This is a genomic window from Sodalinema gerasimenkoae IPPAS B-353 (assembly GCF_009846485.1).
GTDB lineage: Bacteria > Cyanobacteriota > Cyanobacteriia > Cyanobacteriales > Geitlerinemataceae > Sodalinema > Sodalinema gerasimenkoae.
Window position 1 is genome coordinate 4,323,816 of the sequence record NZ_ML776472.1, and the last position, 22,335, is coordinate 4,346,150.

The 22,335-nt window shown below is 48.5% G+C and carries 22 protein-coding genes and 1 pseudogene; 13 read left to right on the top strand and 10 right to left on the bottom strand.

Annotated elements, in window-relative coordinates; all coding sequences use genetic code 11:
* Window positions 1–128 precede the first annotated feature (128 nt).
* Both L855_RS18705 and L855_RS18710 read right to left on the bottom strand, forming a co-directional pair.
* Window positions 129–1,784, bottom strand: coding sequence for a hypothetical protein (locus L855_RS18705; protein WP_159790476.1), 1,656 nt, complete (start codon window positions 1,782–1,784; stop codon window positions 129–131).
* 164 nt (window positions 1,785–1,948) lie between these two features.
* The gene (locus tag L855_RS18710; protein WP_159790477.1) at window positions 1,949–4,405 is read right to left on the bottom strand and encodes a tetratricopeptide repeat protein; all 2,457 of its coding nucleotides are present in this window, start codon (window positions 4,403–4,405) and stop codon (window positions 1,949–1,951) included.
* Window positions 4,406–4,574: 169 nt separating this feature from the next.
* On the opposite strand from L855_RS18710, the gene L855_RS18715 reads away from it, so the two are divergent.
* From L855_RS18715 to L855_RS18730, 4 genes are all read left to right on the top strand, one after another.
* Window positions 4,575–4,718: a hypothetical protein gene (locus L855_RS18715; RefSeq protein ID WP_159790478.1), complete on the top strand. Its 144-nt coding sequence runs from the start codon at window positions 4,575–4,577 to the stop codon at window positions 4,716–4,718.
* A gap of 153 nt (window positions 4,719–4,871) precedes the next feature.
* Window positions 4,872–5,015, top strand: coding sequence for a hypothetical protein (locus L855_RS18720; protein ID WP_159790479.1), 144 nt, complete (start codon window positions 4,872–4,874; stop codon window positions 5,013–5,015).
* Window positions 5,016–5,168: 153 nt separating this feature from the next.
* Window positions 5,169–5,312, top strand: coding sequence for a hypothetical protein (locus L855_RS18725; RefSeq protein ID WP_159790480.1), 144 nt, complete (start codon window positions 5,169–5,171; stop codon window positions 5,310–5,312).
* Window positions 5,313–5,496: 184 nt separating this feature from the next.
* Window positions 5,497–5,769, top strand: a complete 273-nt coding sequence (locus tag L855_RS18730; protein WP_159790481.1) for an NfeD family protein — start codon at window positions 5,497–5,499, stop codon at window positions 5,767–5,769.
* Between the two features lie 140 nt (window positions 5,770–5,909).
* Here L855_RS18730 and L855_RS18735 read toward each other — a convergent pair whose 3' ends face one another.
* From L855_RS18735 to L855_RS18760, 6 genes are all read right to left on the bottom strand, one after another.
* The gene (locus L855_RS18735) at window positions 5,910–6,869 is read right to left on the bottom strand and encodes a DUF4351 domain-containing protein (RefSeq protein ID WP_159790482.1); all 960 of its coding nucleotides are present in this window, start codon (window positions 6,867–6,869) and stop codon (window positions 5,910–5,912) included.
* Between the two features lie 57 nt (window positions 6,870–6,926).
* Window positions 6,927–7,583 carry a Crp/Fnr family transcriptional regulator gene (locus tag L855_RS18740; RefSeq protein ID WP_159790483.1) on the bottom strand — a complete coding sequence of 219 codons (657 nt, stop codon included), beginning with the start codon at window positions 7,581–7,583 and terminating at the stop codon, window positions 6,927–6,929.
* Window positions 7,584–7,661: 78 nt separating this feature from the next.
* On the bottom strand, window positions 7,662–7,910 hold the full coding sequence (locus tag L855_RS18745) for an NIL domain-containing protein (protein ID WP_159790484.1): 249 nt from the start codon (window positions 7,908–7,910) through the stop codon (window positions 7,662–7,664).
* Window positions 7,911–7,957: 47 nt separating this feature from the next.
* Window positions 7,958–8,356 carry a YidH family protein gene (locus tag L855_RS18750; RefSeq protein ID WP_281349527.1) on the bottom strand — a complete coding sequence of 133 codons (399 nt, stop codon included), beginning with the start codon at window positions 8,354–8,356 and terminating at the stop codon, window positions 7,958–7,960.
* A complete protein-coding gene (locus L855_RS18755) occupies window positions 8,349–9,386 on the bottom strand; it encodes a sulfate/molybdate ABC transporter ATP-binding protein (RefSeq protein WP_159791191.1) in 1,038 nt (345 codons plus the stop codon). Before L855_RS18755 ends, L855_RS18750 begins: the two co-directional genes overlap by 8 nt.
* Before the next feature lie 130 nt (window positions 9,387–9,516).
* Window positions 9,517–10,311 (bottom strand): cyclic nucleotide-binding domain-containing protein, encoded by a 795-nt coding sequence (locus L855_RS18760; protein ID WP_159790486.1) that lies wholly within the window; start codon window positions 10,309–10,311, stop codon window positions 9,517–9,519.
* Window positions 10,312–10,487: 176 nt separating this feature from the next.
* On the opposite strand from L855_RS18760, the gene L855_RS18765 reads away from it, so the two are divergent.
* The 3 genes from L855_RS18765 (at window position 10,488) to cysW (ending at window position 13,549) form a co-directional block, all read left to right on the top strand.
* A complete protein-coding gene (locus L855_RS18765) occupies window positions 10,488–11,558 on the top strand; it encodes a sulfate ABC transporter substrate-binding protein (RefSeq protein WP_159790487.1) in 1,071 nt (356 codons plus the stop codon).
* A 127-nt stretch (window positions 11,559–11,685) separates the two neighbouring features.
* Complete coding sequence (cysT, locus tag L855_RS18770; RefSeq protein WP_159790488.1) at window positions 11,686–12,534, top strand: sulfate ABC transporter permease subunit CysT; 849 nt, start codon at window positions 11,686–11,688, stop codon at window positions 12,532–12,534.
* A gap of 88 nt (window positions 12,535–12,622) precedes the next feature.
* A complete protein-coding gene (gene cysW, locus L855_RS18775; RefSeq protein ID WP_159790489.1) occupies window positions 12,623–13,549 on the top strand; it encodes a sulfate ABC transporter permease subunit CysW in 927 nt (308 codons plus the stop codon).
* A 254-nt stretch (window positions 13,550–13,803) separates the two neighbouring features.
* Here cysW and L855_RS18780 read toward each other — a convergent pair whose 3' ends face one another.
* Window positions 13,804–14,352, bottom strand: coding sequence for a hypothetical protein (locus L855_RS18780; protein ID WP_159790490.1), 549 nt, complete (start codon window positions 14,350–14,352; stop codon window positions 13,804–13,806).
* A gap of 148 nt (window positions 14,353–14,500) precedes the next feature.
* Entirely contained in the window at window positions 14,501–14,770 is a 270-nt protein-coding gene (locus L855_RS18785) for a phage regulatory CII family protein (protein ID WP_219729953.1), read from the bottom strand.
* A gap of 237 nt (window positions 14,771–15,007) precedes the next feature.
* Here L855_RS18785 and L855_RS18790 point away from each other — a divergent pair, with 237 nt between their 5' ends.
* From L855_RS18790 to L855_RS18810, 6 genes and pseudogenes are all read left to right on the top strand, one after another.
* Window positions 15,008–15,391 carry a hypothetical protein gene (locus tag L855_RS18790; RefSeq protein WP_159790491.1) on the top strand — a complete coding sequence of 128 codons (384 nt, stop codon included), beginning with the start codon at window positions 15,008–15,010 and terminating at the stop codon, window positions 15,389–15,391.
* A 13-nt stretch (window positions 15,392–15,404) separates the two neighbouring features.
* Window positions 15,405–15,578 (top strand): NblD family protein, encoded by a 174-nt coding sequence (nblD, locus tag L855_RS22325; protein WP_484591715.1) that lies wholly within the window; start codon window positions 15,405–15,407, stop codon window positions 15,576–15,578.
* A 116-nt stretch (window positions 15,579–15,694) separates the two neighbouring features.
* Window positions 15,695–17,422, top strand: coding sequence for a diflavin flavoprotein (locus L855_RS18795; RefSeq protein ID WP_159790492.1), 1,728 nt, complete (start codon window positions 15,695–15,697; stop codon window positions 17,420–17,422).
* A gap of 205 nt (window positions 17,423–17,627) precedes the next feature.
* Window positions 17,628–19,398, top strand: a pseudogene (locus L855_RS18800) (diflavin flavoprotein).
* A gap of 167 nt (window positions 19,399–19,565) precedes the next feature.
* Entirely contained in the window at window positions 19,566–21,554 is a 1,989-nt protein-coding gene (gene htpG, locus L855_RS18805) for a molecular chaperone HtpG (RefSeq protein WP_159790493.1), read from the top strand.
* 145 nt (window positions 21,555–21,699) lie between these two features.
* The gene (locus L855_RS18810; protein WP_159790494.1) at window positions 21,700–22,326 is read left to right on the top strand and encodes a Uma2 family endonuclease; all 627 of its coding nucleotides are present in this window, start codon (window positions 21,700–21,702) and stop codon (window positions 22,324–22,326) included.
* The last annotated feature ends 9 nt before the right edge of the window (window positions 22,327–22,335 follow it).

Sequence of the window (22,335 nt, forward strand, 5' to 3'; positions counted from 1 at the left end):
TTGTAAAGACTACGGTGCGACCACCGGGATCGGCGATCGCACCATGAGCAGTCTAAGTTTCCGCCTACGGCTTTCCGAGATGGAATTAACCGGCTATTAGGCTTGACAAAACGGAAGATATATGATATTTAGTTGGCAATCCGACCTGAGATTCCTATACGTTGGCGGCTGGTATTACCGGGAACAGCACCATCGCCACCGGGATTGACGGGTGTGGTGGGGGGATTGCGACGAGGCTCAAAATTCGGGTCTCGTTCGGGGTCGGGGTCAGGATCAGGATCGGGTTCTGGGTCGCCACAAGCCTCGGCATTACCGATATTACGCAACTCACAGATGGCATGGACAAAGCCTTCGCGCACCTTTTGCAAATGCTCACCGAGCCATTCGCCCTGGGCCTCCCGGTCATTCTCTAAGACCGTATCGAGTCCCTCTTCATAGTGATCGTAATCGGTTAAGTCGTCTACATCCTCCATGTTGGGTTCCTCATCCATGCGGTTGCGCATGGTTTCCAATTGCTCCTGGGTCTCTCGGGCCTGGTTATAACGTTCTTGGGCCTGTTGCCAATCCACATCAGACCCTTGTTGAGCTAGGATGTTGAGGCTGGCGACCTCTTGATGAGACCATTGGGAGAAGTCAGCATTTCCAGTGCTAGGAGTTCCCACAAACGTCCAACCGCGATCGCGCACTTCCAGAGTATCGTCAGGACTAATCAGGCGAATGGTACTAAAGCGATAAATCTCTAAATCCGGTTCTCCGGGAACGGGGATTGCGCCAATCTCATCGTCATACTCGGTTTGCACCCCATAGCCGTCTTGATAGTCAATGGCCGTAATGCGGTGGCGGTCATCTCGGACCACTCGGACGGGACGGGGAACCAGGATATCCACCTGAGTTCGGGGGTAACCTGAAGGAGAATAACGAACGAAATAGCCGTCAGGATGCAGAGACCAGCGGTCTTGAGGGATTTCGCGACTTCCCTCTCCCTCGGGGACTGTTCCCGTCAACACGGCGATATTTTCCAATTCTTCATAGACGGCGTTGGCTTGGCTGAGTTGTTCGCGGATTTCGGCTTTCGCATTGAGGACATCTCGCACCTGGGAGGGGAGATTGGCAAACAGTTCCCGTCGCGCCGAGTCGGGAATCAGTCCCAAGGCACCGCCATTGATTTCGGAGATTTCCGAGTCTGTGAGCATTTCCTGGGCGATCGCCTGGAGGTTATCATCCATATCATTGAGGCGAGTCTGTGCCAGAATCCCCCACAGCAGCATCTGAAGATCCCGCCGTTCAAACTCAGGATAGTTAACAGCTTCCCGGAGAATCTTACGAACAATCTCCCCGCGAGGGCCGTCGAGGGTGGCATAGCCATAGCCATTTCCCTCACCGGGGCCATGGGTTCCCGCGTGTAGACAGTAGCTTTCCAGGGTGGCTTGATAGAATCCTGGGGGAGCGATGTAGCCGCGATCGCGCTCCCAGGGTAAATCGGCGAGGGGTTGAGGTTGACCAAAATCGCGACCATCGAGGAGAGGAATGTCTCGATTTACATCTTCCAAACTGGTGGTGAGGGGGGGATCTCCGTCCAGGATATCCGAGACATCGGGAATGGGGAGGTCGTCAATATCGACATCGGGGAGATTGTCGAATAAGGCAATGTCGCTGGGGTTAGAGGGAGAGAGGAGGGGTTCAGACGCGGTAACAGGGCGATCGCGCTGAAGTCCAAGTCCCACCACCCCCGTCAACAGCAGGGTTAACCCAAATAGAATCAGGGGTTTTCGCAAGGAACGCATAGAAACTTCTCCGAATCGCTGAGTGCGATCGTGGCGCAAGATAGTGAGAATTGCCCTCTACCTTTAGTTAGAAGAAATTGTGTTGTTTTATGAAGTTTGGGGGGCGATCGGGTTGGGTTTCACTGCATACGTCGTTCCTCACGGCTGATTTACATCTCGGAGAACTATCCACCTGAGTCTGAGATTCTTCCCGATTCCATGGATTGACGGACTCGTTCGATTTGTTTGGGAGCATCAATTCGTTCCCACAAGGTGAGTGCTTTTTGGAAATACAGTTGGCTGTTTTGGCGATCGTCCATCGCTTGATACGTGAGTGCCAGTTGGTAGTAGGCTTCGGCTAAATCGCATTTTGCACCTATTTTTTGTAGTATTTCTATAGATTTATGGTGACTAGAATTTGCTTTTGTATAATCTCCTTCGAGGCGATAAATTTCAGCTAGTCCAGTGAGTGCTTTCGCTTGAACCTGACTATAATTGATAGGCCCGGAAAAATTAATAGCATCTTTATACTTTTGCTCGGATTTTTTATAATCACCTAATTCTTTATAAGTTAATGCCATAAAAATAATTCCGTATCCAATATCCCATGAAGTTGCATCTAGTAAAGAAACTTTAAAATTAGATAAGTAGTTTTTGGCATCAACTAAGTTACCAAGCTTGGCTTCACAAAAAGCCAAGGGGAGAGTGATGACATAACCTTTACTTTTGTTGCGAGGAGATAACGTTTGGAAATCTTCATAGAATTGGTATATGCAAAGATGAGTTGAATAAAGTTCCTTGGATTCCAGCAATAGTTCTTTGGCTTTTTGTATTTCGAGCCTATCAATTTCGGAAAGTGACATATTAAATCTGGAATTCGCAAAGATTCTGCTACACTTTATTAAATCCTTACTGTCAAGCAACTGATTAGACAAAACTTCTCCAGAAAGTTTCTTTGTCATTTCATGATATCGAATGCTTAATGATAAATTTCCCCTAAGCCATTCTATATCACCTAGTATATTGTAAGATTTAACAAGAGTATAGCAATTTGGTATTTTACTGATGACTTGTTGAATATAATCACTCATGGGTTTGAGCAAGCCTAATCGATACCATGCGTCCCCTAATGCTTCTCCAAGTTCAGCAGAACTGTTCCGCTCATTCGTAATCACCGTTCCAGCGTCAAGATAGCTTCCGATATTTATGTAATGATGATAAGACTCTATAGCGATTCTTGCATCATTAACATTTTCCACACTGCCAACCTGAGCAGTCCAAAATTCTGCTGCTACTTGATTAGCCCTTTCCCAATCTTCACTACTCCTCAGTCGTTCAACCGCCTCATCTCGAATCAACGGATGTAACTTATACTCCCCATCCACCCGTTCCACCAAAGCGCGATCGCACAACGCCTCAATCATCTTAACCTTGTGTTTCGCTGGCAGCTCCCACAATAAACAGAGCAGTCCCTCCCGAGGAACCGTCGGAACATCCTGATAGCGAAAACATCCCATCCGACAGAGAAGACGATACGCCATTGGATGCACCGTAGCCAGACGCTCAAACTGCTCTGAGATTAAATTCTCAATATCCGTCTCAACCGAAACCCCGTCTTCCGTCTGATGAGCCTTCCAATATTCTTCAATCTGTCCCTCGTAATCCAACGTAATCCGTTCCCGTAACACTTTCATGGCCAAAGCATTACCACGATACGCCTGATGAATCTCTACCAAGACTGGTGTATCACTCCGGAGATTTGTCTGATTCAAGTATTCTTGCCAGGCTTCTAAACTAAGATGCTCGAGAGGATAAAGATTGATATTGAGACTTTCACGGACTCGTTCCCGACTGGTGATGAGTGTTAGAGATTTTGAAGACGCATCGGATAAGACCCGAAATAACTCAACATAACTGCGGTGAGTCTCTATCAAGCGTCCATTTTCATCTAAGGCCGGTTCTAGGTTATCCACTAACACCGGCAGTGCCTCAGCCTGAAGTTTACTGCGGAGGCGATCGCATGACACCATAAACTCTCGTCCCGGTTCTTCCCCCAAATCCCGTAACTTCTGCTCAATCAACCCTTCCGCTGAACTAATATTCTGGGTTTCCTTACCCAGATCGAACCTTAAAATGGGTCGGTCAAATCTCTGACTAAGATAGCGTTCAGCTAAAACTGTTTTTCCCACACCCCCAGGACTTTGAATCAAGATACAAGTTGCACCGGCGGCCCTCAACCCATCCAAGTCTGCGATCGCCTGTTCCCGTCCCACAAACCCCTCGGAGGTTAATTGATTAGGCTGGAATGACTCAGCTTCAGGAGACTCAATCAAGGGTGGGGAGGTCTGTTGTCGCAATTTCCATTGCTGTTCCACAAATCCCGGAAATGTATATTTCGTCACCCTCTCACGGGGAAGCTCAAATAAGTCCGCAATGGTATTCCACAGTCTACCCCCAGCTCTCCGAAAGTCAACGATATGAGTATAGATATCGAACTTGCCCCGGATTTGGTCATAGGTCAAGTTTTCCCAGGAGCCACGAAAGATGGCCTTCTCGTCTTCACTGAGACGGCGACCTGATTGACGTACCAGTAAGTCTTCGACAAACTCCAATGCCTTTTCAGCCGTTAACGAGTCTGACATTCAGTGAGCCTCCCCTACAAACGTCCTACAGTCCTACAACAGTCCTACAAATTGAGTTACAAAAATTCCTACAATCTCCCCACCTTTTGACTTGATCACCTTGCCATACTTGAAGACATAGAGGAACAGACCTCTTAAGTTCATCTCAACTTTGAAAGGAGAACGAATCATGCCTAACGAAACTGTTTACACCGGCAAAAGCTTCTACGGTGGTTACTATGCCAAAGATTCTAAAGGCAATCGCGGCTATGGTAAAACCGAAAGCAACGCCGTTGAAGCTCTGAAAATGGCGAAAGACAAGTCTAAAAAGTAGTCGAGTGGCTCTGGGTTCGGGCTTGATTATAGCACAAGTCTGACCTTCCAACTCAGCTCATTTCATCTCATCGGTGTGGGGAGGCCAGACTGCTAACCCCCACCGACCCAGTTCCCTACCGTTCTAGTTCAACAGATTTAAGGAGAACAAATCATGTCTAATGAAACCGTTTACACCGGCAAAAGCTTCTACGGCGGTCACTACGCCAAAGACTCCAAAGGCAACATCGGACGTGGGTCTAGTGAAAGCAACGCCGTTCAAGCTCTGAAAATGGCGCAAGACAAGTCCAAAAAGTAGTCGAGCGGCTCTGGGTTTGGGCTTGATCATAGCACAAGTCTAACCTTCCTGTTTGGCTCATTCCATCTCATCGGTGTGGGGAGGCCACGCTGCTAACCCACGCCGACCAAGTCTCTTACAGTTCTAGTTCAACAGCTTCAAGGAGAACGAATCATGTCTAACGAAACCGTTTACACCGGCAAAAGCTTCTACGGCGGCCACTACGCCAAAGACTCCAAAGGCAACATCGGACATGGGTCTAGCGAAAGCAGCGCCATTGAAGCTCTGAAAATGGCGAAAAACAAGTCCAAAAAGTAGTCGAGCTGCTCTGGGTCAAGTTGTTGTTTGACCATAAACCCGACTCTTGAGCGTTCAAGTTCAGACCCCTTTAGGGGAGTCGCGTCTTGCACTCCCCTCCATCGACCAAGCTTTCTTAATCTCCGTCAATCTCCCTAGATGCAGGGATTCGGGTCAATTCTACATCGCCGATGAGGTGACAGTCATGTTTAATCTAAATCAACGACAAACCAGTCCAAACCCCTTTCGCAATATCCGAGGCGAAGCCACGGTCTCAAAACCTATCTATCCTCATCGAACCGGCCGCGTTTACTGTCGGGGAACATGGTGGTCAGCCAAATGTTATGAGGAGATAACATTTATAACTGACGAGATTGTGGAAGTGGTCGGGATTGACAACATCACCCTCATTGTACAGCCGGTTTCCTGGAAGGCTCCGAGTCGCCAACCCTCAGAAGTTTATTCGCAAGTGAAGTAATTGAGCGGCCGACAGCGGACGCGAAACCAACATTTAATACCTCTGACCCCATCTTCTCAATCTTGATAGTGCGTCCATCGTCCTCGATTTCCAAGCCAGGAGATGGACGCACTCGCGATGGTAAGAGTAAACATCAGCCATTAAGAGTCCAGGCTGTCCAGCCATCCATCCAAGTCATTGAGACTCTGGAATTGGAACAGTTGACGCGCCAGAGCATCCAGTTGGCTTGAGGAGAGTTGGTCCAGCCGAGACAGCATCTCAGCATCCAAGGAACCCAGACGCTCACTCAACAGTTGACGTACTAATTCAACCTTACCCAGCCGAACTCCCTGTTCAAGACCTTCCTGTCTAGCGCGACGTTCAAAGCTCGTCATATACTGCATACGTTGTTCCTCCTCTAACAGACTGACTTGTTGCCACAGTTGCTGATTCAGTTCTTCGGGGAGATTCATCAACCAATCGATGAAATGTAGGAGACTAATCACCTCCTCCGCCTCAAAGCCTCGTTGATAGAGTCCTCGAATTAGGGCAAACTTCCAGCGTTGGCGCTCTCTCCCATTATGACGAGTTTCGAGGGTTTTGAGGTGTGCCATCACGACAATGGCAAACACATTGTCGCTGGCCTCTAACTGGTCCCACTGGGTCTGGTAATCCAGAAGCTTGACGATGGGAAAGCGGAAGTCCACCTGACAGTCAAATAACTCATCCGTGAACTGCTGCGGTCGCCAGGAGGGTTGGTCATCGCCGAGAACTGCGAAACTCGCCACTTGGCGGGAGTAGCGATCGCGAATCCGGTAATAATAGCAAAACATCCGCTCGGCAAAGTTCGACTCGGGTTGATTCTGCACTTCAACATGAATCAACACCCAAACCTCATCCCCGGTCCTGAGGGACACTTGTACCAGTTTATCCGCTAGGCGTTTCCCCAAATCGGCGTCGCGCACCACCTGCTGGAGTTCTTTATCGAGAAAGGTGACCGGTTGTTCCCAGTCAATTTGTGCCGCCGCGCGAGGGAAGAAGAACTCCATGAACTGCTGAAAATCCGCTTCTAGGAGTTGTTTCCATGGACTATCGTAATCGGTCTTCGGCTCTTGGGTCATGGCAGTTGCGTCGAGACAGCCGTCTTCCAGGGTAGAAGATTTTCTAACTATTAACCATCAAATCTCATAATGCCAAGGTTTCGTCGTTGAAACTAGCGTGATTTTGCGGGAATCCCTAAGGATTAAACCATCTTCCTCAAATTGTTTCAACAAACGAGTAACTGTCACCCGGCTAGTCCCGCACAGTTCTGATAAGTCTTGATGTGTTAGATTTAAATCAATCAATAAGCCCTTATCGTCCAATTGACCAAAACGTTTTGATAACCAATTTAAAATATTCATCAAAATGAGGCTAACACTCATCTCAGCACGAGCTAAGAGTAAACGTTCTGTTTGCTGCCAGTACTTCAGAATTAGTTCTGTGGGAGGCTGCCAATTTTGGGTGTAAATTGGGATGGCTTCAACGGCTGTCATTGCCTCGATAAAGTAGTTCGGAACGGAGGACAGTGAAGGGCTAATAATATCACCACGTCCCCAAATCCCCAAGGTGACAGTATTCCCATTTTCGGTATACGTAAATGTGCGAACAAAGCCTTTTCGTATTAACCAAAAAAACTTAGGATCTCCGCGTAAATAATTTCGCCGAGAAATAAAACTTGGGGGAGTTTGGAAAATCTGTTGACTCACTGAATCAGAAAACTGGTAGTCTTCAACTTTTTTGAAAGCACTATCAGAGATTAGAGCGGCTGGTTCTGAAGGAATAAGTAGACTCATTACTAGGACTCTCAAACATCAATGTAACTACAGGACAACACCAAGGTTAATGACTGACAAGAAACTCCAGAGACATCATCACCATGCCTCTATTTTTTGCACTACAACCTTCAAGTCTGTTAGATAGGCGATCGCAGCTTGAATGGACTGTTCTTCTCCCTCAAGATGAATCTCAAACCAGCCACTACTATAGCTATCAGTCCCTAGCAAAGCTGCTGAGATATTGACATTCAGGTGATACTCTGAGGTCAATTTAGAGATGATTGGTTCTTGTTGATATTTCTTGGGAATGCAAAGGTGAATGGTTCGATTGATAGTGTCAGACATTGGCTTGAATGAAGAAAGGATAAGACGTGATACAACAACGAGTGCGGTTACGGTAAAACCGGCAAAATCAGAATTGTATAAATCAAACCTGAACCAATTAACAGCAAAAAGGAACTAAAAAATATGATCCATTTTGCCACAGGAACATAGCTTATTGCGTCAATTGATTTTTGGTCTGAAAAATAGTTATGGGTACAGACAACAATCGTCATCATTCCTAAAAATGATGTAGCTAAGCCAAGAAACCAACTGTGACCTGTTCCCGGAGAAAGGCTAGGGATTAGGTAACGCAAACGAGCCAGAAGAATGCCAATCCCCATTAGACCTAGAGATGTGCGGATCCAAGCTAGGTAAGTCCGCTCATTGGCAAGGTGATCTCGAACTCGTGAGGGATTGTGGGAACGTTCTTGCTCTCGCTTTCCCAAATTACTACTCACTCTAAACATGGACTTGTGAATATTTATAGTTCGCTTCAGAAAAGGTCTTTGTCTGTTTTAAGGAAAGATAAACTTTCTGCTGTCGGGTTAGCCCAAGGCTGCGGAAATCATCACTATTTAAAGTGGCTTGAATGATACTTCCATCTGCCAAAGACAACTCAACTTGTACATCCCAGCCCATGTAGATGACACGCCCGACAACGGCTGGGCGAGTTTTCTCATCGGGTTCCAAACTAATCCGGATATCATGGGGACGAAACAGAACCTGCTGGTTAGAGGGAGACCGATTACCATTGGTTAGGGGAGCGATGCGATCGCTCGGCAAAACATTGACCGGACCGAGAAAGCCCATAACAAAGGGATTTTTAGGCTCATCATAGAGACTTTGGGGACTGCCTACTTGCTCGATGCGTCCTTCATTCATCACCACAATCCTGTCAGCAATTTCCATGGCTTCTTCGCGATCGTGCGTGACAATTAATGTTGTCACGTGAACCTCATCATGGAGACGACGCAGCCAAAGCCGTAAGTCTTGGCGAACATTAGCATCCAAAGCACCAAAGGGTTCATCGAGTAGCAAAACGCGGGGTTCAATCGCTAACGCTCGGGCGAGAGCGACCCGTTGTCGTTGTCCTCCAGAGAGTTGAGCTGGATAGCGATCGCCCAAACCTTCTAGCTTAATCAAATCTAATAACTCTCCCACCCGCTGACGGACATAGCCCCTAGGATGACGAGCAATCTGCAGAGGAAATGCAATATTTTGACGAACAGTTAGATGTTTAAACAGAGCATAATGTTGGAAAACAAAGCCAACGCGCCGCTCCTGGACTTTAGCATGAGTTACATCTCCATTTTGGAGATAAATTTCTCCAGAATCTGGCTGTTCTAAGCCAGCAATTGCCCGCAATAACGTTGATTTTCCTGATCCAGAAGGTCCTAAAAGAGCAACCAGACTCCCCGTCTCAACGGAAAGGTTAATATCATCGAGTGCCAGGAAGTTCCCGAATCGTTTCACGAGATGGTTCACTTGAATCGTCATGGCTAATTTGGCGCGATCGCCTACAAAAAATTCACGAAAGATTGAGAACGTGGGAAAAGTTCCACGATCCAACAGACCCCACACTGAACTGGGGAAGATATTCCAAATTAATACAAGTTGTGGACTCAGACTATTTCAGGGGCCACCAGTCCACCTTGTCTCGGGTGGCACTATAAACCTCTTTCAAGCCTTCCGCATCGGCAACCCGAAGCGTATCGGTCGAGGGATCATCATCCTGGGGCGGCAAAATGAGTCCTTGGCGACGCATCCCTTTTAGGACTTGTTCAACCGTGCGATGGTTCAACTGCGCACTGTGGGCAATGATATCCACGGGTAAGTCAAAGACATAGAGGCCATCCGCCTGGGGTTGATTCCCTAATGATCGCTCTTGGTAGATTAAAGCCCGCAAAAGAGTTGCCACAGCTTGGGGAGGATAGGTACTGCAATTGAGCAGGTGATATTGAAATTTCTCCCGCAATTCAAACAGATAATCGTAGCGTTCTCGAAACACCTCGTTCTCGGTGTATAAGGTTTTGGCAATCCCAACCGGAATCTCGATCGCATTCGTAGTCTTATAGGCTTCTACCAAACTAGGAAAGGAACGACTCACTCGCCCATAAGCCAGAGCCAGGTTACGCATCCCGAAACAGCTTCCAGGATAGGTCAAGGCAACAATGCGATCTAAAGGAGTACTGCGGACAATGACAGGCCCACCACTCACCACGACATATAAGACGTCGGTTGAGGTATCCGGGCGAAACGCCGTGTAGACCGGTCGGCTCGAATAAAGCTTTTGCCGAGCGACACCCTCAGAGTTGAGTAACTCCGATAGCTCCATCTGATCCATTCCCCGAAATAAATAGTTACTCCGGGTTACCTCCTCCGCAATCGTCGCCGTTGCTGGAGTGTCCGCAGGCTTTGCCATAACCACTGCTGTTGTTCTCTGTAACCAAGGTAACCGATCTTAAGTTAGATTGCAAGTGAATCACAAATGTTTTTCGATTCAACTATAATTGACATGAGATAAAACCGTGCTACAATCACATTCACGTTCAAATCCGGTATTCCGACCTGTAAACCGTAGATTAAAGGAGAAGAGCCATGAAACTCAGAACTGGCCAAGGTTTAAGACGCTTGATCGAGAGATCGAAGCTCTGGAAAAAAAGCGTTGCCCTATTCCTGGTGGGAACAACCTTAAGCTGGGTGATTTCTGCCTGCGGCGGTGCCGTCGGTGGAGGAGACCGGGTGGAACTCACCTTAGTGTCTTATGCAGTCACCCGGGCCGCCTACGAGCAAATTATCCCCCAGTTCACTCAGCAGTGGCAGGCTGAACATGATCAAGACGTGGTCATTCAACAAAGTTATGGAGGATCAGGTTCTCAAGCCCGAGCTGTCATTGATGGCTTAGAGGCTGATGTAGTGGCGCTAGCCTTAGCCTTGGATACACAAGCCATTGAAGATGCAGGTCTGATCGAACCCGGCTGGGAAAATGAAGCCCCCAATGATTCGATCATCCATCGTTCTGTTGCGACCATCATCACCCGTGAAGGCAACCCCAAAAATATTCAAGGTTGGGACGATTTAGCCCGAGATGACGTCAGTACGATCACTGCCAACCCTAAAACCTCCGGTGGTGCGCGCTGGAACTTTCTAGTCCTCTGGGGTCATAAAACTGAAAATGGGGGTAATGAAGAACAAGCCTTAGAATTTGTGCAACAGGTTTATCAAAATGTGCCTATTTTGCCCCGCAACGCCCGTGAAGCAACGGATATCTTTTATGAACAAGGACAAGGAGATGTGCTGATCAACTATGAAAATGAGGTACTCCTAGCTCAACAACAGGGACAAACGCTACCCTTCGTCATTCCCGAGAGCAACATTTCCATCGATAATCCCATCGCTGTCGTTGATGCCAATGTAGATAGACATGGAACCCGGGAAGTTGCTGAAGCTTTTGTGCGTTTTCTCTATACCCCTGAGGCTCAACGGGCATTTGCTGAAGTGGGCTTCCGTCCCGTTGATGAAGCCATTGCTGGAGAATTTAGCGAAAAATACCCTTCCCTAAGTGGCCTGTTCACCGTCCAAGATCTTGGGGGTTGGGACACAGTCCAAGATAAGTTTTTTGCCGATGGAGCAATTTTTGATGATATTCAAGCCAACATCGGTCGTTAGTGTTTAATCCTTGCTTCTCGTTCTCACTGTTGCTCTGTTCTCTTCTCGAACCCTTGCCTTAAGCCACGCTCAAGTTGTTTTCTCTAGTCCCGTCTTACCTCGCGTCTTATAAATGTCCCCAAAAACCATGAATAAACTTCCTTTCTCCTCTAGTAAGCCTTCAATTCCTGTTCTCAATAAAATTCCTTGGTACTGGTGGGGGATTGGCGGCTATCTGAGCATCATGCTTTTCCTTCCTCTGGCGGCAGTCGTGCTTTATACCCAACGGCTGAGCTTGTCAGAAATCTGGCGAATTGCGACGACTCCTGTTGCCTTGGCGGCCTATGAAGTTACCTTTAGTACTGCTTTGTTCGCGGCCCTATTCAATGGGTTGACTGGGGTAGGTATTGCTTGGGTTTTGATCCGATATGAGTTTCCTGGTAAGCGTATTATTGATGCTGGCATTGATTTACCGTTTGCTTTACCAACAGCTGTTGCTGGATTGAGCTTAGCTACAGTCTATAACGAGAGGGGATGGATTGGTTCCCTATTGGCTCCCTTAGGGATTCAAGTCTCGTTTACACGCCTGGGGGTTCTAGTGGCAATGGTCTTCATTTCTCTTCCCTTTGTAGTTCGGACGGTTCAACCGGTTTTACAAGAGTTGGAGCCTGAATTGGAGGAAGCTGCGTGGTGCATGGGAGCGTCCCGTTGGCAAACCTTTCGTCGCGTCTTACTACCACCATTATTGCCTGCTATTCTCACGGGTGTAGCCTTAGGCTTTTCCCGTGCTGTGGGAGAGTATGGTTCGATTTCGATTATTGCCGGAAATATTCCCTTTCAGGATTTGATTGCACCGGTTTTGATTTTTCAACGGCTGGAACAGTTTGATTATGCTGGAGCAGCGGTGATTGGTTCTGTGATGTTATTGGTGTCTTTAGTTTCTCTGTTGGTGATTAATTTCTTACAGCGTTGGGGAAAATGGATGAATCAAGCTTGATATAAATCGCTCGCTCAAACTCATTCTCATCCTGAATAAGCTATCGCCTGTTGTTCTCTCTTATGATTATTTAGCTGATTTCTTCGCCATGAATTTTCAAAATTTGACTATTTTTCAAAAGTGGAATCCCCTGCATTGGTCTTGGGAAGTCTGGGATCCTCGGTTTTGGATTAAACCGGTGCGATCGCAGGGGGCAAATTCAAAGTTGACCCTAGGAGAAATTTCCCTGGTTTTTGGCGTACTCATCTTGGTGAGTCTGATTCTCTTTATTCCCGCCATTAACATCTTTGTGGGTGCTTTTGCCGATGGATGGGAACCCTTTGTAGCCACCTTAAGGTCGCGGGAGTTTCTTCATGCTGCTGGCTTAACTTTGCAAATTGCGTTGGTGGTTGTTCCCTTAAATGTCGTCTTTGGAATCATCACGGCCTGGGCGTTAGCGCGCCATCATCATTTTCCGGGACGAACTTTATTGTTAAGTTTAATCGATTTACCCTTCTCGATATCTCCAGTGGTGGCTGGCTTGATGCTGGTATTACTCTATGGTCGTCAGGGTTGGTTTGGTCCAACCTTAGAGTCTTGGGGAATCCGTATTATGTTTGCATTTCCTGCAATGGCGATCGCAACAGCATTTGTTTCAATGCCCTTTGTAGCCAGAGAAGTACTACCCGTATTAGAGGAAATTGGACGGGAACAGGAAGAAGCTGCAAAAACTTTAGGAGCTAATGATTGGCAAACATTTTGGCGAGTGACTCTCCCCTCAATTCGCTATAGCTTACTCTATGGAATTGTTCTGACTAATGCTCGGGCAATGGGAGAGTTTGGTGCTGTTGCTGTTGTCTCTGGAAATCTCATTGGACGAACTCAAAGTCTGCCTTTGTATGTCGAAGAAATGCACAATCAATATCAAACTCAGTCCTCGTATTCTGCTGCCGTTGTTTTGGCTTGCTTGGCAGCCATTACACTGATAGCAAAAGCATTTCTAGAACGTAAAACTGGACGAGTTGGAGGTCATTAAATAACCTTGGCTGAAGCCGGTATCTAGGAACGTTAGTCTTCTTGTTCAAGTACAAGCTAAAATCTGACTGAATCTTCTCAAGTTTCCTAGATACCTAGAGTACAACTAGCCAGCCTTTAACTATTCTTAAAAAGAGCCATCTTCTAATCCCATTTTTCAAAAATTGTGCGATAGATGTCCGTAGGGGCGAACCCTTGTGGTCGCCCTCTTCGGTTTGTATGTCTGGCAAAGATTTCAAAAAATGGTATAAAATATCAGATCAGGTTGGCATCTAAATCATCATCTGGGGAGTCGAGAAGTTGCGATCGCCAATCAACCAGATTTTCAAAATCTACAGCCGTCCAACGGTCATAATACCCTGTCTGCTCTAACTGTTGACTGGCAGTCTGTAAATGACTCAGCCGCTGAAGTAAAATCAACAAGTATTTATGATTACTGGTACTCGTATGAGTAAGACTTGTTGCTGGATTGCGGGGAGAGTCTACAAGAGCCACAACATCATGCTGAGCGAGTGTAGGGTTCAAGGTTTCAATCCGCCGTTCCACATCAGGGATAGGCTCCCTGCTTAAATTGGCGAGTATGCAAACATCATAGCGATCGCTCCAACGATCTGCAATCTCCAAGATCTGAGATTCTAAGCGGTCACGCTGACAAGGTTGAACATCGACCCGATTCGTAATCCAGGCCTGACGGCTAAAAGGACAGGGAGATAGTCCGCCAAAATGAGGATGACTGACATCAAGAAAGTTTTCAATCCATTTCTTTAGATGCTCACAAGCTGCATTTAAGGAGTAGTCTGACATGAACTAGAGATAGATGAAGTACGGTCTTTCCCCCAGGGTAAATCATCATATCTCTAGTATCTTCTTCCATTAGGAAGATAAATCCAAACGAGTCACTTAGTGGTAATATTATTATTTTTTAAATTAATTTAAACCACAATGAGAATCATTATTGCTCAGCAATTATCACTTCTCCGAGCCAGATTTTCTCTTGAATCGAGCGAAAGATAGCACATTCTTCAACCGATACTTTGCCATCGGCATAAATAGCCGCTACGATCTCATCCCGCTCTTGACGGGAGATCACACCATCTTCCAAGGCTTTTTTAGCTCGCTTGGCCAAGTCAGACAGTGCTTGTTGTTCCATTTCAGAGAGAGGTTGATGACGATTACTGTGAACCTCCATAGACCCTTGCCTCGACTCATCAGTGCCAATCATAGCCCACCTCAACGACGACCTGTCAATCCTGCTAACTCTCGTTCAGAGGGGAACCCTAAGCCTGACTGCGATATAATAGATCCACGAAGGCAATGCCGTTTAACAAGCCATATGTCCGTTACCTGTGTAACAAAAAGCTCAAGAACATCTTTAAAAATAATTAAACTTAACCACCGAACCTAGGGCGATCGCCGTGGGTTGCCTCAAACCTGTCGTTAGTGACTCTGATAAATCACCATGAGCGAACCATTAGAAACACTTGAATCCTCTCTAGGGGTCGATCCGGTCTTGTTAACCCCCCCTGATACCGATAATTCGAATTCTCCCTCCTATCTCCCGGAGTCTCCAACGCTAACTGGAGGGGATGATGAGCTGTCTCAGGACTTTTCCCAGGATAATGTTTCGCCCCTGCAACCGGGTGAGCAATCAGGAGATGACTCATTCCCCGAGGAGGAACGGCTCGCCCCTCGTGACTCCCCCGCCAATGAGGACGAGAGTTTGAACTTAGAGGCGGCGATGGAGGATGAAGCGGCTATGTTACGGTCAGGACGGGGAGACGACCTCTCTGAGATGACCCCCCTCGACAACGAGAGTTCTGAGACCCTACACCCGATTCTCTAATGTCCCTATTGCTATGTCTGAGTCGAATTGCCAAACTTGTCCAGTCTGCAAGGTGAAAATTCAAACACTTCCCATGGGCGATCGCGTCCTCTTTTCCTTCGGTCCCCCTGGAACTCGGGCCGACCTCTGGAACAAAGTCTGCAAGCACGCCCAAAATGGCCAGTGCATTAACCCCCAACGGTTATAAGGTCAGTTGCCATGTTATCCGAAGTTATGCAACCGATAGGTTGTTTTAATGCCTGAAATTGTTACGGATGTGTAACAATAGACCCATAACAAAACGAAAATAAGAGAGGTCATCCTATGGTCGTAGCCGCCGCTCCCAGCCAAAAACGCCTCACTATGCAAGTCGAGGACGTCGCCGCCGACACCACTGCTATCCGTTCCCTCGACTGGGATCGCGATCGCTTCGACATTGAGTTTGGCTTACAAAACGGAACCACCTATAATTCCTTCCTCATCCAAAGTGACAAAATTGCCCTCGTGGACACCTCCCACGAGAAATTTCGGCAACTCTATCTCGATACTCTCAAAGCCCAAATCAACCCCCAAGACATCGACTATCTCATCATCAGCCACACCGAACCCGATCACAGTGGTCTCGTGCGCGATGTCCTGGAACTGGCCCCTAACGCCACCGTCGTCGGTGCCAAAGTCGCCATCCAATTCCTAGAAAACCTGGTTCACAAACCCTTTGAGAAACAGATCGTAAAAAACGGCGACACCCTCGATCTCGGCAACGGCCACATCATCGAGTTCGTTAACGCGCCGAACCTGCACTGGCCCGACACCATCTTCAGTTACGACCAGAAAACCCAAGTCCTGTTTACCTGCGATGCGTTTGGGATGCACTACTGTTCTGAGGCACCCTATGACGAGAACCTCAAACCCATCGAACCCGACTTCCGGTTCTACTACGAATGTCTCATGGCCCCCAACGCGCGATCAGTCATCTCGGCCATGAAACGGATGAAAAAACTGGGCGATATCCAAACCGTCGCCACCGGCCATGGCCCCATTCTGCGTTATCACGTTAGCGAACTCACCGGACGTTATTGGGACTGGAGTAACGAGAAAGCCAACGCCGAGACTTGCGTGGCCGTCTTCTATATTTCCGACTATGGCTATAGCGATCGCCTCTCCCAAGCGATCGCCCGCGGAATCACCAAAGCTGGAGTGGCCGTGGAAATGATGGATCTCAAATCCGCCGACCCCCAAGACGTTCACGAACTCGTCTCCCGTTGCGCCGGAATCGTTATCGGCACCCCCCCCTCCTCCGGAAACACCGCCAAAGCCACTCTCGACGCCTTAGGAACTCTCTTTGCCGCCATCCACGACAAACAAGCCTTCGGAGTTTTTGAATGTTATGGTGGCGACGACGAACCCATCGATCCCCTCGTTACCAAATTCCGAGATCTCACCCTCAAACCCGGCTTTGCCCCTATTCGCATCACAGACACCCCCAGTCAAGCCACCTATCAACTCTGTGAAGAGGCCGGGACCGACATGGCTCAATTGCTCACTCGCAAAGATGCCATTAAAAAAATGAAAGCCCTCGACAGTGACCTAGATAAGGCCTTAGGTCGCTTGAGTGGTGGACTCTATATCATCACCGCCAAAAAGGGTGAAATCAGCAGTGGAATGCTCGCCTCCTGGGTCTCTCAAGCCAGCTTTAAACCCCTCGGCTTAACCATTGCCGTGGCTAAAGACCGCGCCATTGAATCCCTAATGCAAGTCGGCGATAGTTTTGTCTTGAATGTCCTCGAAGAAGGCAACTATCAGCATTTGATGAAGCATTTTCTCAAACGCTTTCCCCCCGGTGCCGATCGCTTTGCCGGCGTCAACAGCCAAACCGCAAACAATGGTTCTCCGTTACTAGGGGATTCCCTCGCCTATTTAGAATGCACTGTAGCCAGTCGCATGGAATGTTCGGATCATTGGATTGTCTATAGCACCGTAGAAGACGGTCGCGTCTCCAAACCCGAATCCCTCACCGCCGTCCATCATCGCAAAGTCGGCAACCATTACTAACTCCCAGGAATGGAACAGGACGAATCCCAAATATCCCCGTTCCAATCCCCTCCTCGGAGGGGTTAGGGGTGGGTTCCCCCCTGTTCCCTGTTCCCTGTTCCCTGTTCCCTTCTTCCTATGACTGACAAACCTAGAGACGTACAAGTTTTACCCATTGCCGAGAATACGCGAATCCTGCGATCGCGCACCTGGGGACGACTCCGCTTTGAAACAAGTTTTACCCATTGCCGAGAATACGCGAATCCTGCGATCGCGCACCTGGGGACGACTCCGCTTTGAAATTGAATATGCCCGTCAGCGAGGCACCACCGCCAACACCTATCTCATCGAAAGTAACAAAACTGCATTAAATTGAATATGCCCGTCAGCGAGGCACCACCGCCAACACCTATCTCATCGAAAGTAACAAAACTGCATTATTCGATCCTCCTGGAGAATCGTTTACCCCGATTTTTCTGCAAACCTTAAAAGACCGGGTGGATATCAATAGCATTGACTATGTGATTTTGGGTCATGTTAACCCAAACCGGGCCGTGACCCTCAAGGCCTTGCTGGATATTGCCCCCAAACTCACCTTTGTCTGTTCCAACCCAGGGGCGATCGCCCTGCGGTCTTTCCTCGCCGACGAAGGCTACGAAGCCAAAATCAAAGTTATGCGGGGAGAAGAAACCCTAAACCTCGGACAAGGCCATCGCCTTCTCTTTACCCCCACCCCCACCCCCCGCTGGTCCGATGGACTGGCCACCTACGACACCAAAACCCAAATCCTCTACACCGATAAGTTTTTTGGCGCTCATGTCTGCGGCGATCAAGTCTTCGACGAAGGCTCATCGGTATACGCCAATGATCGCCGCTACTACTTCGACTGTCTGATGGCCCCCAACGCTCGGCAAGTGGCCACCTCCCTAGAGAAAATTGCCTCCCTGCCCCCCATCCGTTTCTACGCACCGGCCCATGGTCCGATTGTGCGGGAAGGAATGCGGGATTTAACGGCATCCTATCGCCAGTGGAGTGCTGAACAGAAAGATAAAGATGTCACCGTGGCCCTGCTGTTCGCCTCCGCCTATGGCAATACCGCCACCATCGGCCAGGCGATCGCCCGAGGACTCACCAAAGCCGGGGTCAACGTCGAAGCCGTTAACTGCGAAGTCACTCCCCCAGACGAGATCCAACGCCGGGTTGAAAACTGTTCCGGCTTCATTATCGGCTCTCCCACCCTCGGCGGCCATGCTCCCACCCAAATTCAAACGGCCCTGGGAATCGTCCTCTCCACCGTTCCCAAAACCACCCCCGCCGGTGTGTTTGGCTCCTTTGGCTGGAGTGGCGAGGCCATCGACCTCTTAGAGAGCAAACTCCGCAATGGCGGCTATCAACTGGCCTTTGACCCCATCCGCGTTAAATTCAAACCCACCGAGGTCATTCTCAAAACCTGCGAAGAAGCCGGAACCGACTTCGCCCAAACCATCCGTAAAGCCAAGAAAGTCCGCAGCCGCCGCGAACCTGCCAGCAACGTCGAACAAGCCGTTGGGCGTTTAGTGGGGTCGCTGTGCGTGCTTACCACAAAACAGGGTGACTTGTCAAGTGCCATGTTAGCCTCTTGGGTGTCCCAAGCCACCTTTAGCCCTCCCGGCTTAACCGTCGCAGTGGCCAAAGAGCGGGCGATCGAGTCCCTACTCTATCAGGGGAGTCCCTTCGCCCTGAATATCCTCGGCGAGGGGAAACACCTGGGCTTAATGAAGCACTTTCTCAAACCCTTCAACCCCGGTGAAGACCGATTTGCCGGAGTGGAAACCCGGGAAGCCGAGAATAGCTCGCCCATCTTAGAAGATGCGATCGCCTATCTCGAATGTACCGTGCAACGGCGTATGGAATGTGGCGACCATTGGCTCGTCTACGCCACCATCGCCGCCGGGAACGTCTTTAACCCAGACACCCAAACCGCCGTTCATCACCGCAAAACCGGAACCCATTACTGAGATTTCCCCAGTCACCATCGCCAAGTGAGGAAATCCGAACTCAATCCGTTGGGGAATTGCACGAAAAGTTCGCAATTCCCCACTTGTCGTTTTGACCAATTCCCGTCAGGATCAGGATAGGCTTATGCCATTCCTTTTATTCCCTTGTCAATCCTCATAAAACTATTATGACTGTCCTCGAAAAAGGCAACATTACAATCCATACCGAGAATATCTTTCCCATCATCAAAAAGTCGCTGTATTCAGCCCATGAAATCTTTTTGCGGGAACTCGTCTCCAACGCCGTAGATGCCATTGAAAAACTTAAAATGGTCTCCTACGCCGGAGAATTTGATGGCGACACCGACCATCCCAAAATTGTCCTCAAAGCCGATAAAGACAACAAAACTCTATCCATTAGCGATAACGGCATCGGCATGACCGCCGATGAAGTCAAAAAATATATTAACCAGGTTGCCTTCTCTAGCGCCGAAGAATTTGTCCAAAAATATAGCGGCGGTGCCGATCAACCCATTATTGGTCATTTCGGCTTAGGCTTTTATTCCTCCTTCATCGTTGCCAAAACCGTCGAAATCGATACCCTCTCCTATAAAGAAGGAGCAGAAGCCGTCCATTGGACCTGTGACGGTTCCCCAGAATTTGAACTCACCGAGAGCGATCGCCAAGAGGTGGGAACCACCATCACCCTCACCCTTCAAGACGAAGAAACCGAATATCTCGAATCCCCTCGCATCCGCCAGTTGGTGAAAACCTACTGCGATTTCATGCCCGTTCCCATCGAATTTGAAGGGGAAATTCTCAACGAACAACCTGCCATTTGGCGCAAATCTCCCAGCAATCTGACTGACGAAGATTACCTAGAATTTTACCGGTATCTCTACCCCTTCCAAGACGAACCCCTCCTCTGGGTTCACCTCAAAACCGACTATCCCTTTGAAATTAACGGCATCCTCTACTTCCCCAAACTGAAACCCGACGTGGATGTCACCAAAGGCAACATTAAACTCTTCTGCAACCATGTCTTTGTCAGCGACCATTGCGAAGAAATCGTCCCTCAATTCCTGATGCCCATGCGCGGGGTCATCGATAGTCCTGACATTCCCCTGAACGTTTCCCGCAGCGCCCTACAAGTCGATCGCAAAGTCCGCAAAATTGCCGACTTCATCGCCAAAAAAGTGGCCGATCGCCTCAAAGAACTCTACAAAGAAGACAAACCCCAGTATCTCAAATGCTGGAAAGACTTGGGAACCTTCGTCAAATTCGGCTACATCAACGACGAGAAGTTCAAGAAACAAATCGAGGACATCGTCATCTACAAAACCACTGCTGACTTAAGTTCAGACCAAAGCGACAGCGCCAGCGTACAAGTCGAAACCGAGGGCGATGCTTGGCAAGATGTCAACCCCGATGGTGGGAACGCCGACGGTGGAATCACCCAAAACGGGGAATCCTACACCACCCTGGCGGAATATCTCGAACGGAACAAAGAACGCCATGAGAACCGGGTTTATTACTGTTCCGACGCCGTCACCCAAGCCACCTATGTGGAACTTCACAAAAACCAAGGTTTAGAAGTCTTATTCCTCGACTCCTTTATCGACACTCATTTCATCAGCTACCTGGAACGAGATCATGCTGATGTCAAATTCTCCCGAGTTGACTCAGAACTTGATGAAAACCTCGTCAGTGGTGAAGAAAACGAAATCGTTGACCCCAACACCAACAAAACCCGCAGTGAACAAGTCAAAGAGTTGTTTGAGGCGGCCCTAAACAAACCCAAACTCACCATTCGCACCGAGTCGTTGAAAGGGGATAACGCTCAAACCTCTCCCCCGGCGATGGTGTTACTCCCCGAAGCCATGCGTCGTCTGCGGGATATGACGGCCCTGTTGCAGCAGGAACAGTCCGACTTCCCCGACGAGCATGTTTTGGTGGTCAACACCGCTCACCCGATGATTCAGAATTTGGCCAACATCGCTCAGGGTGGAATTGTTACCAGTGAGGGATCTCCTTCCTCGGAGTTAGCGAGTCTGATTTGTCATCATGTCTATGATTTGGCGTTGATGTCTCAGAAAGGCTTTGACGCGGACGGGATGAAGCAGTTTATCAATCGCTCAAATCAGGTGTTGACGCAACTCACCGACGCGGCGAAGTAGAGGTCGGCTGAAGCGTTACCGAAACGGTTAAGACTGGGGGGTGTATCGGCGGCGATGCACCCCTGCTGTTGTTTCGGCGATGGCGACCCAGCCCGGAAAAACGATAGGATGCAAGCTATATGAGCCATAAAGGTCGAGGTGAGCCATGTTAACCCGGACAGAAGAACAAAAAATCTCATTGACGTTAGAGGAGTTCCTGGATTGGTATCCCGATGGTTATGAGGGTCGATTTGAATTACATGACGGGGTAATTACTAAGGTGCAACCAACAGGAACCCACGAGCAAGTTGCCGGTTTTTTAGCCTCTAAACTATCCGTTTACATTGACTGTCAGGATTTGCCCTTTTTTATCCCCCGCCAAGGACTGGTTAAAGCCATTGATTCCCCTAAATCGGCTTATATCCCTGATGTGATGGTCTTGGATACGAATGCCCTAGACCATGAGCCGTTATGGAAACAGCGATCGACAATCACGCAGGGTACGAGTATTAAGTTAGCCATAGAAGTGGTGAGTACCAATTGGCAGGATGATTATTTGATGAAGCTGGGAGAATACGAGAAGTTGGGAATTGCTGAATATTGGGTTGTTGATTATTTAGGATTGGGAGGTCGGCGTTATATTGGAGACCCGAAGCAACCGATGATTTCGATTTATGATTGGGTCGATGGAGAGTACCGGGTTACTTTATTTAGAGGTCAAGACAGGTTGCGATCGCCCACATTCCCGGAGTTAAACCTAACCGTAGAACACATCGTTCAAGTTGGGACATGACTCGACCCC

What these genes read in the sequence shown, in the direction of transcription:
- L855_RS18705 (WP_159790476.1), bottom strand. Translation starts at nt 1,784, where the DNA reads ATGCGTTCCTTGCGAAAACCCCTGATTCTATTTGGGTTAACCCTGCTG.
- L855_RS18710 (WP_159790477.1), bottom strand. Translation starts at nt 4,405, where the DNA reads ATGTCAGACTCGTTAACGGCTGAAAAGGCATTGGAGTTTGTCGAAGAC.
- L855_RS18715 (WP_159790478.1), top strand. Translation starts at nt 4,575, where the DNA reads ATGCCTAACGAAACTGTTTACACCGGCAAAAGCTTCTACGGTGGTTAC.
- L855_RS18720 (WP_159790479.1), top strand. Translation starts at nt 4,872, where the DNA reads ATGTCTAATGAAACCGTTTACACCGGCAAAAGCTTCTACGGCGGTCAC.
- L855_RS18725 (WP_159790480.1), top strand. Translation starts at nt 5,169, where the DNA reads ATGTCTAACGAAACCGTTTACACCGGCAAAAGCTTCTACGGCGGCCAC.
- L855_RS18730 (WP_159790481.1), top strand. Translation starts at nt 5,497, where the DNA reads ATGTTTAATCTAAATCAACGACAAACCAGTCCAAACCCCTTTCGCAAT.
- L855_RS18735 (WP_159790482.1), bottom strand. Translation starts at nt 6,869, where the DNA reads ATGACCCAAGAGCCGAAGACCGATTACGATAGTCCATGGAAACAACTC.
- L855_RS18740 (WP_159790483.1), bottom strand. Translation starts at nt 7,583, where the DNA reads ATGAGTCTACTTATTCCTTCAGAACCAGCCGCTCTAATCTCTGATAGT.
- L855_RS18745 (WP_159790484.1), bottom strand. Translation starts at nt 7,910, where the DNA reads ATGTCTGACACTATCAATCGAACCATTCACCTTTGCATTCCCAAGAAA.
- L855_RS18750 (WP_281349527.1), bottom strand. Translation starts at nt 8,356, where the DNA reads ATGTTTAGAGTGAGTAGTAATTTGGGAAAGCGAGAGCAAGAACGTTCC.
- L855_RS18755 (WP_159791191.1), bottom strand. Translation starts at nt 9,386, where the DNA reads ATGACGATTCAAGTGAACCATCTCGTGAAACGATTCGGGAACTTCCTG.
- L855_RS18760 (WP_159790486.1), bottom strand. Translation starts at nt 10,311, where the DNA reads ATGGCAAAGCCTGCGGACACTCCAGCAACGGCGACGATTGCGGAGGAG.
- L855_RS18765 (WP_159790487.1), top strand. Translation starts at nt 10,488, where the DNA reads ATGAAACTCAGAACTGGCCAAGGTTTAAGACGCTTGATCGAGAGATCG.
- cysT (WP_159790488.1), top strand. Translation starts at nt 11,686, where the DNA reads ATGAATAAACTTCCTTTCTCCTCTAGTAAGCCTTCAATTCCTGTTCTC.
- cysW (WP_159790489.1), top strand. Translation starts at nt 12,623, where the DNA reads ATGAATTTTCAAAATTTGACTATTTTTCAAAAGTGGAATCCCCTGCAT.
- L855_RS18780 (WP_159790490.1), bottom strand. Translation starts at nt 14,352, where the DNA reads ATGTCAGACTACTCCTTAAATGCAGCTTGTGAGCATCTAAAGAAATGG.
- L855_RS18785 (WP_219729953.1), bottom strand. Translation starts at nt 14,770, where the DNA reads ATGATTGGCACTGATGAGTCGAGGCAAGGGTCTATGGAGGTTCACAGT.
- L855_RS18790 (WP_159790491.1), top strand. Translation starts at nt 15,008, where the DNA reads ATGAGCGAACCATTAGAAACACTTGAATCCTCTCTAGGGGTCGATCCG.
- nblD (WP_484591715.1), top strand. Translation starts at nt 15,405, where the DNA reads ATGTCTGAGTCGAATTGCCAAACTTGTCCAGTCTGCAAGGTGAAAATT.
- L855_RS18795 (WP_159790492.1), top strand. Translation starts at nt 15,695, where the DNA reads ATGGTCGTAGCCGCCGCTCCCAGCCAAAAACGCCTCACTATGCAAGTC.
- htpG (WP_159790493.1), top strand. Translation starts at nt 19,566, where the DNA reads ATGACTGTCCTCGAAAAAGGCAACATTACAATCCATACCGAGAATATC.
- L855_RS18810 (WP_159790494.1), top strand. Translation starts at nt 21,700, where the DNA reads ATGTTAACCCGGACAGAAGAACAAAAAATCTCATTGACGTTAGAGGAG.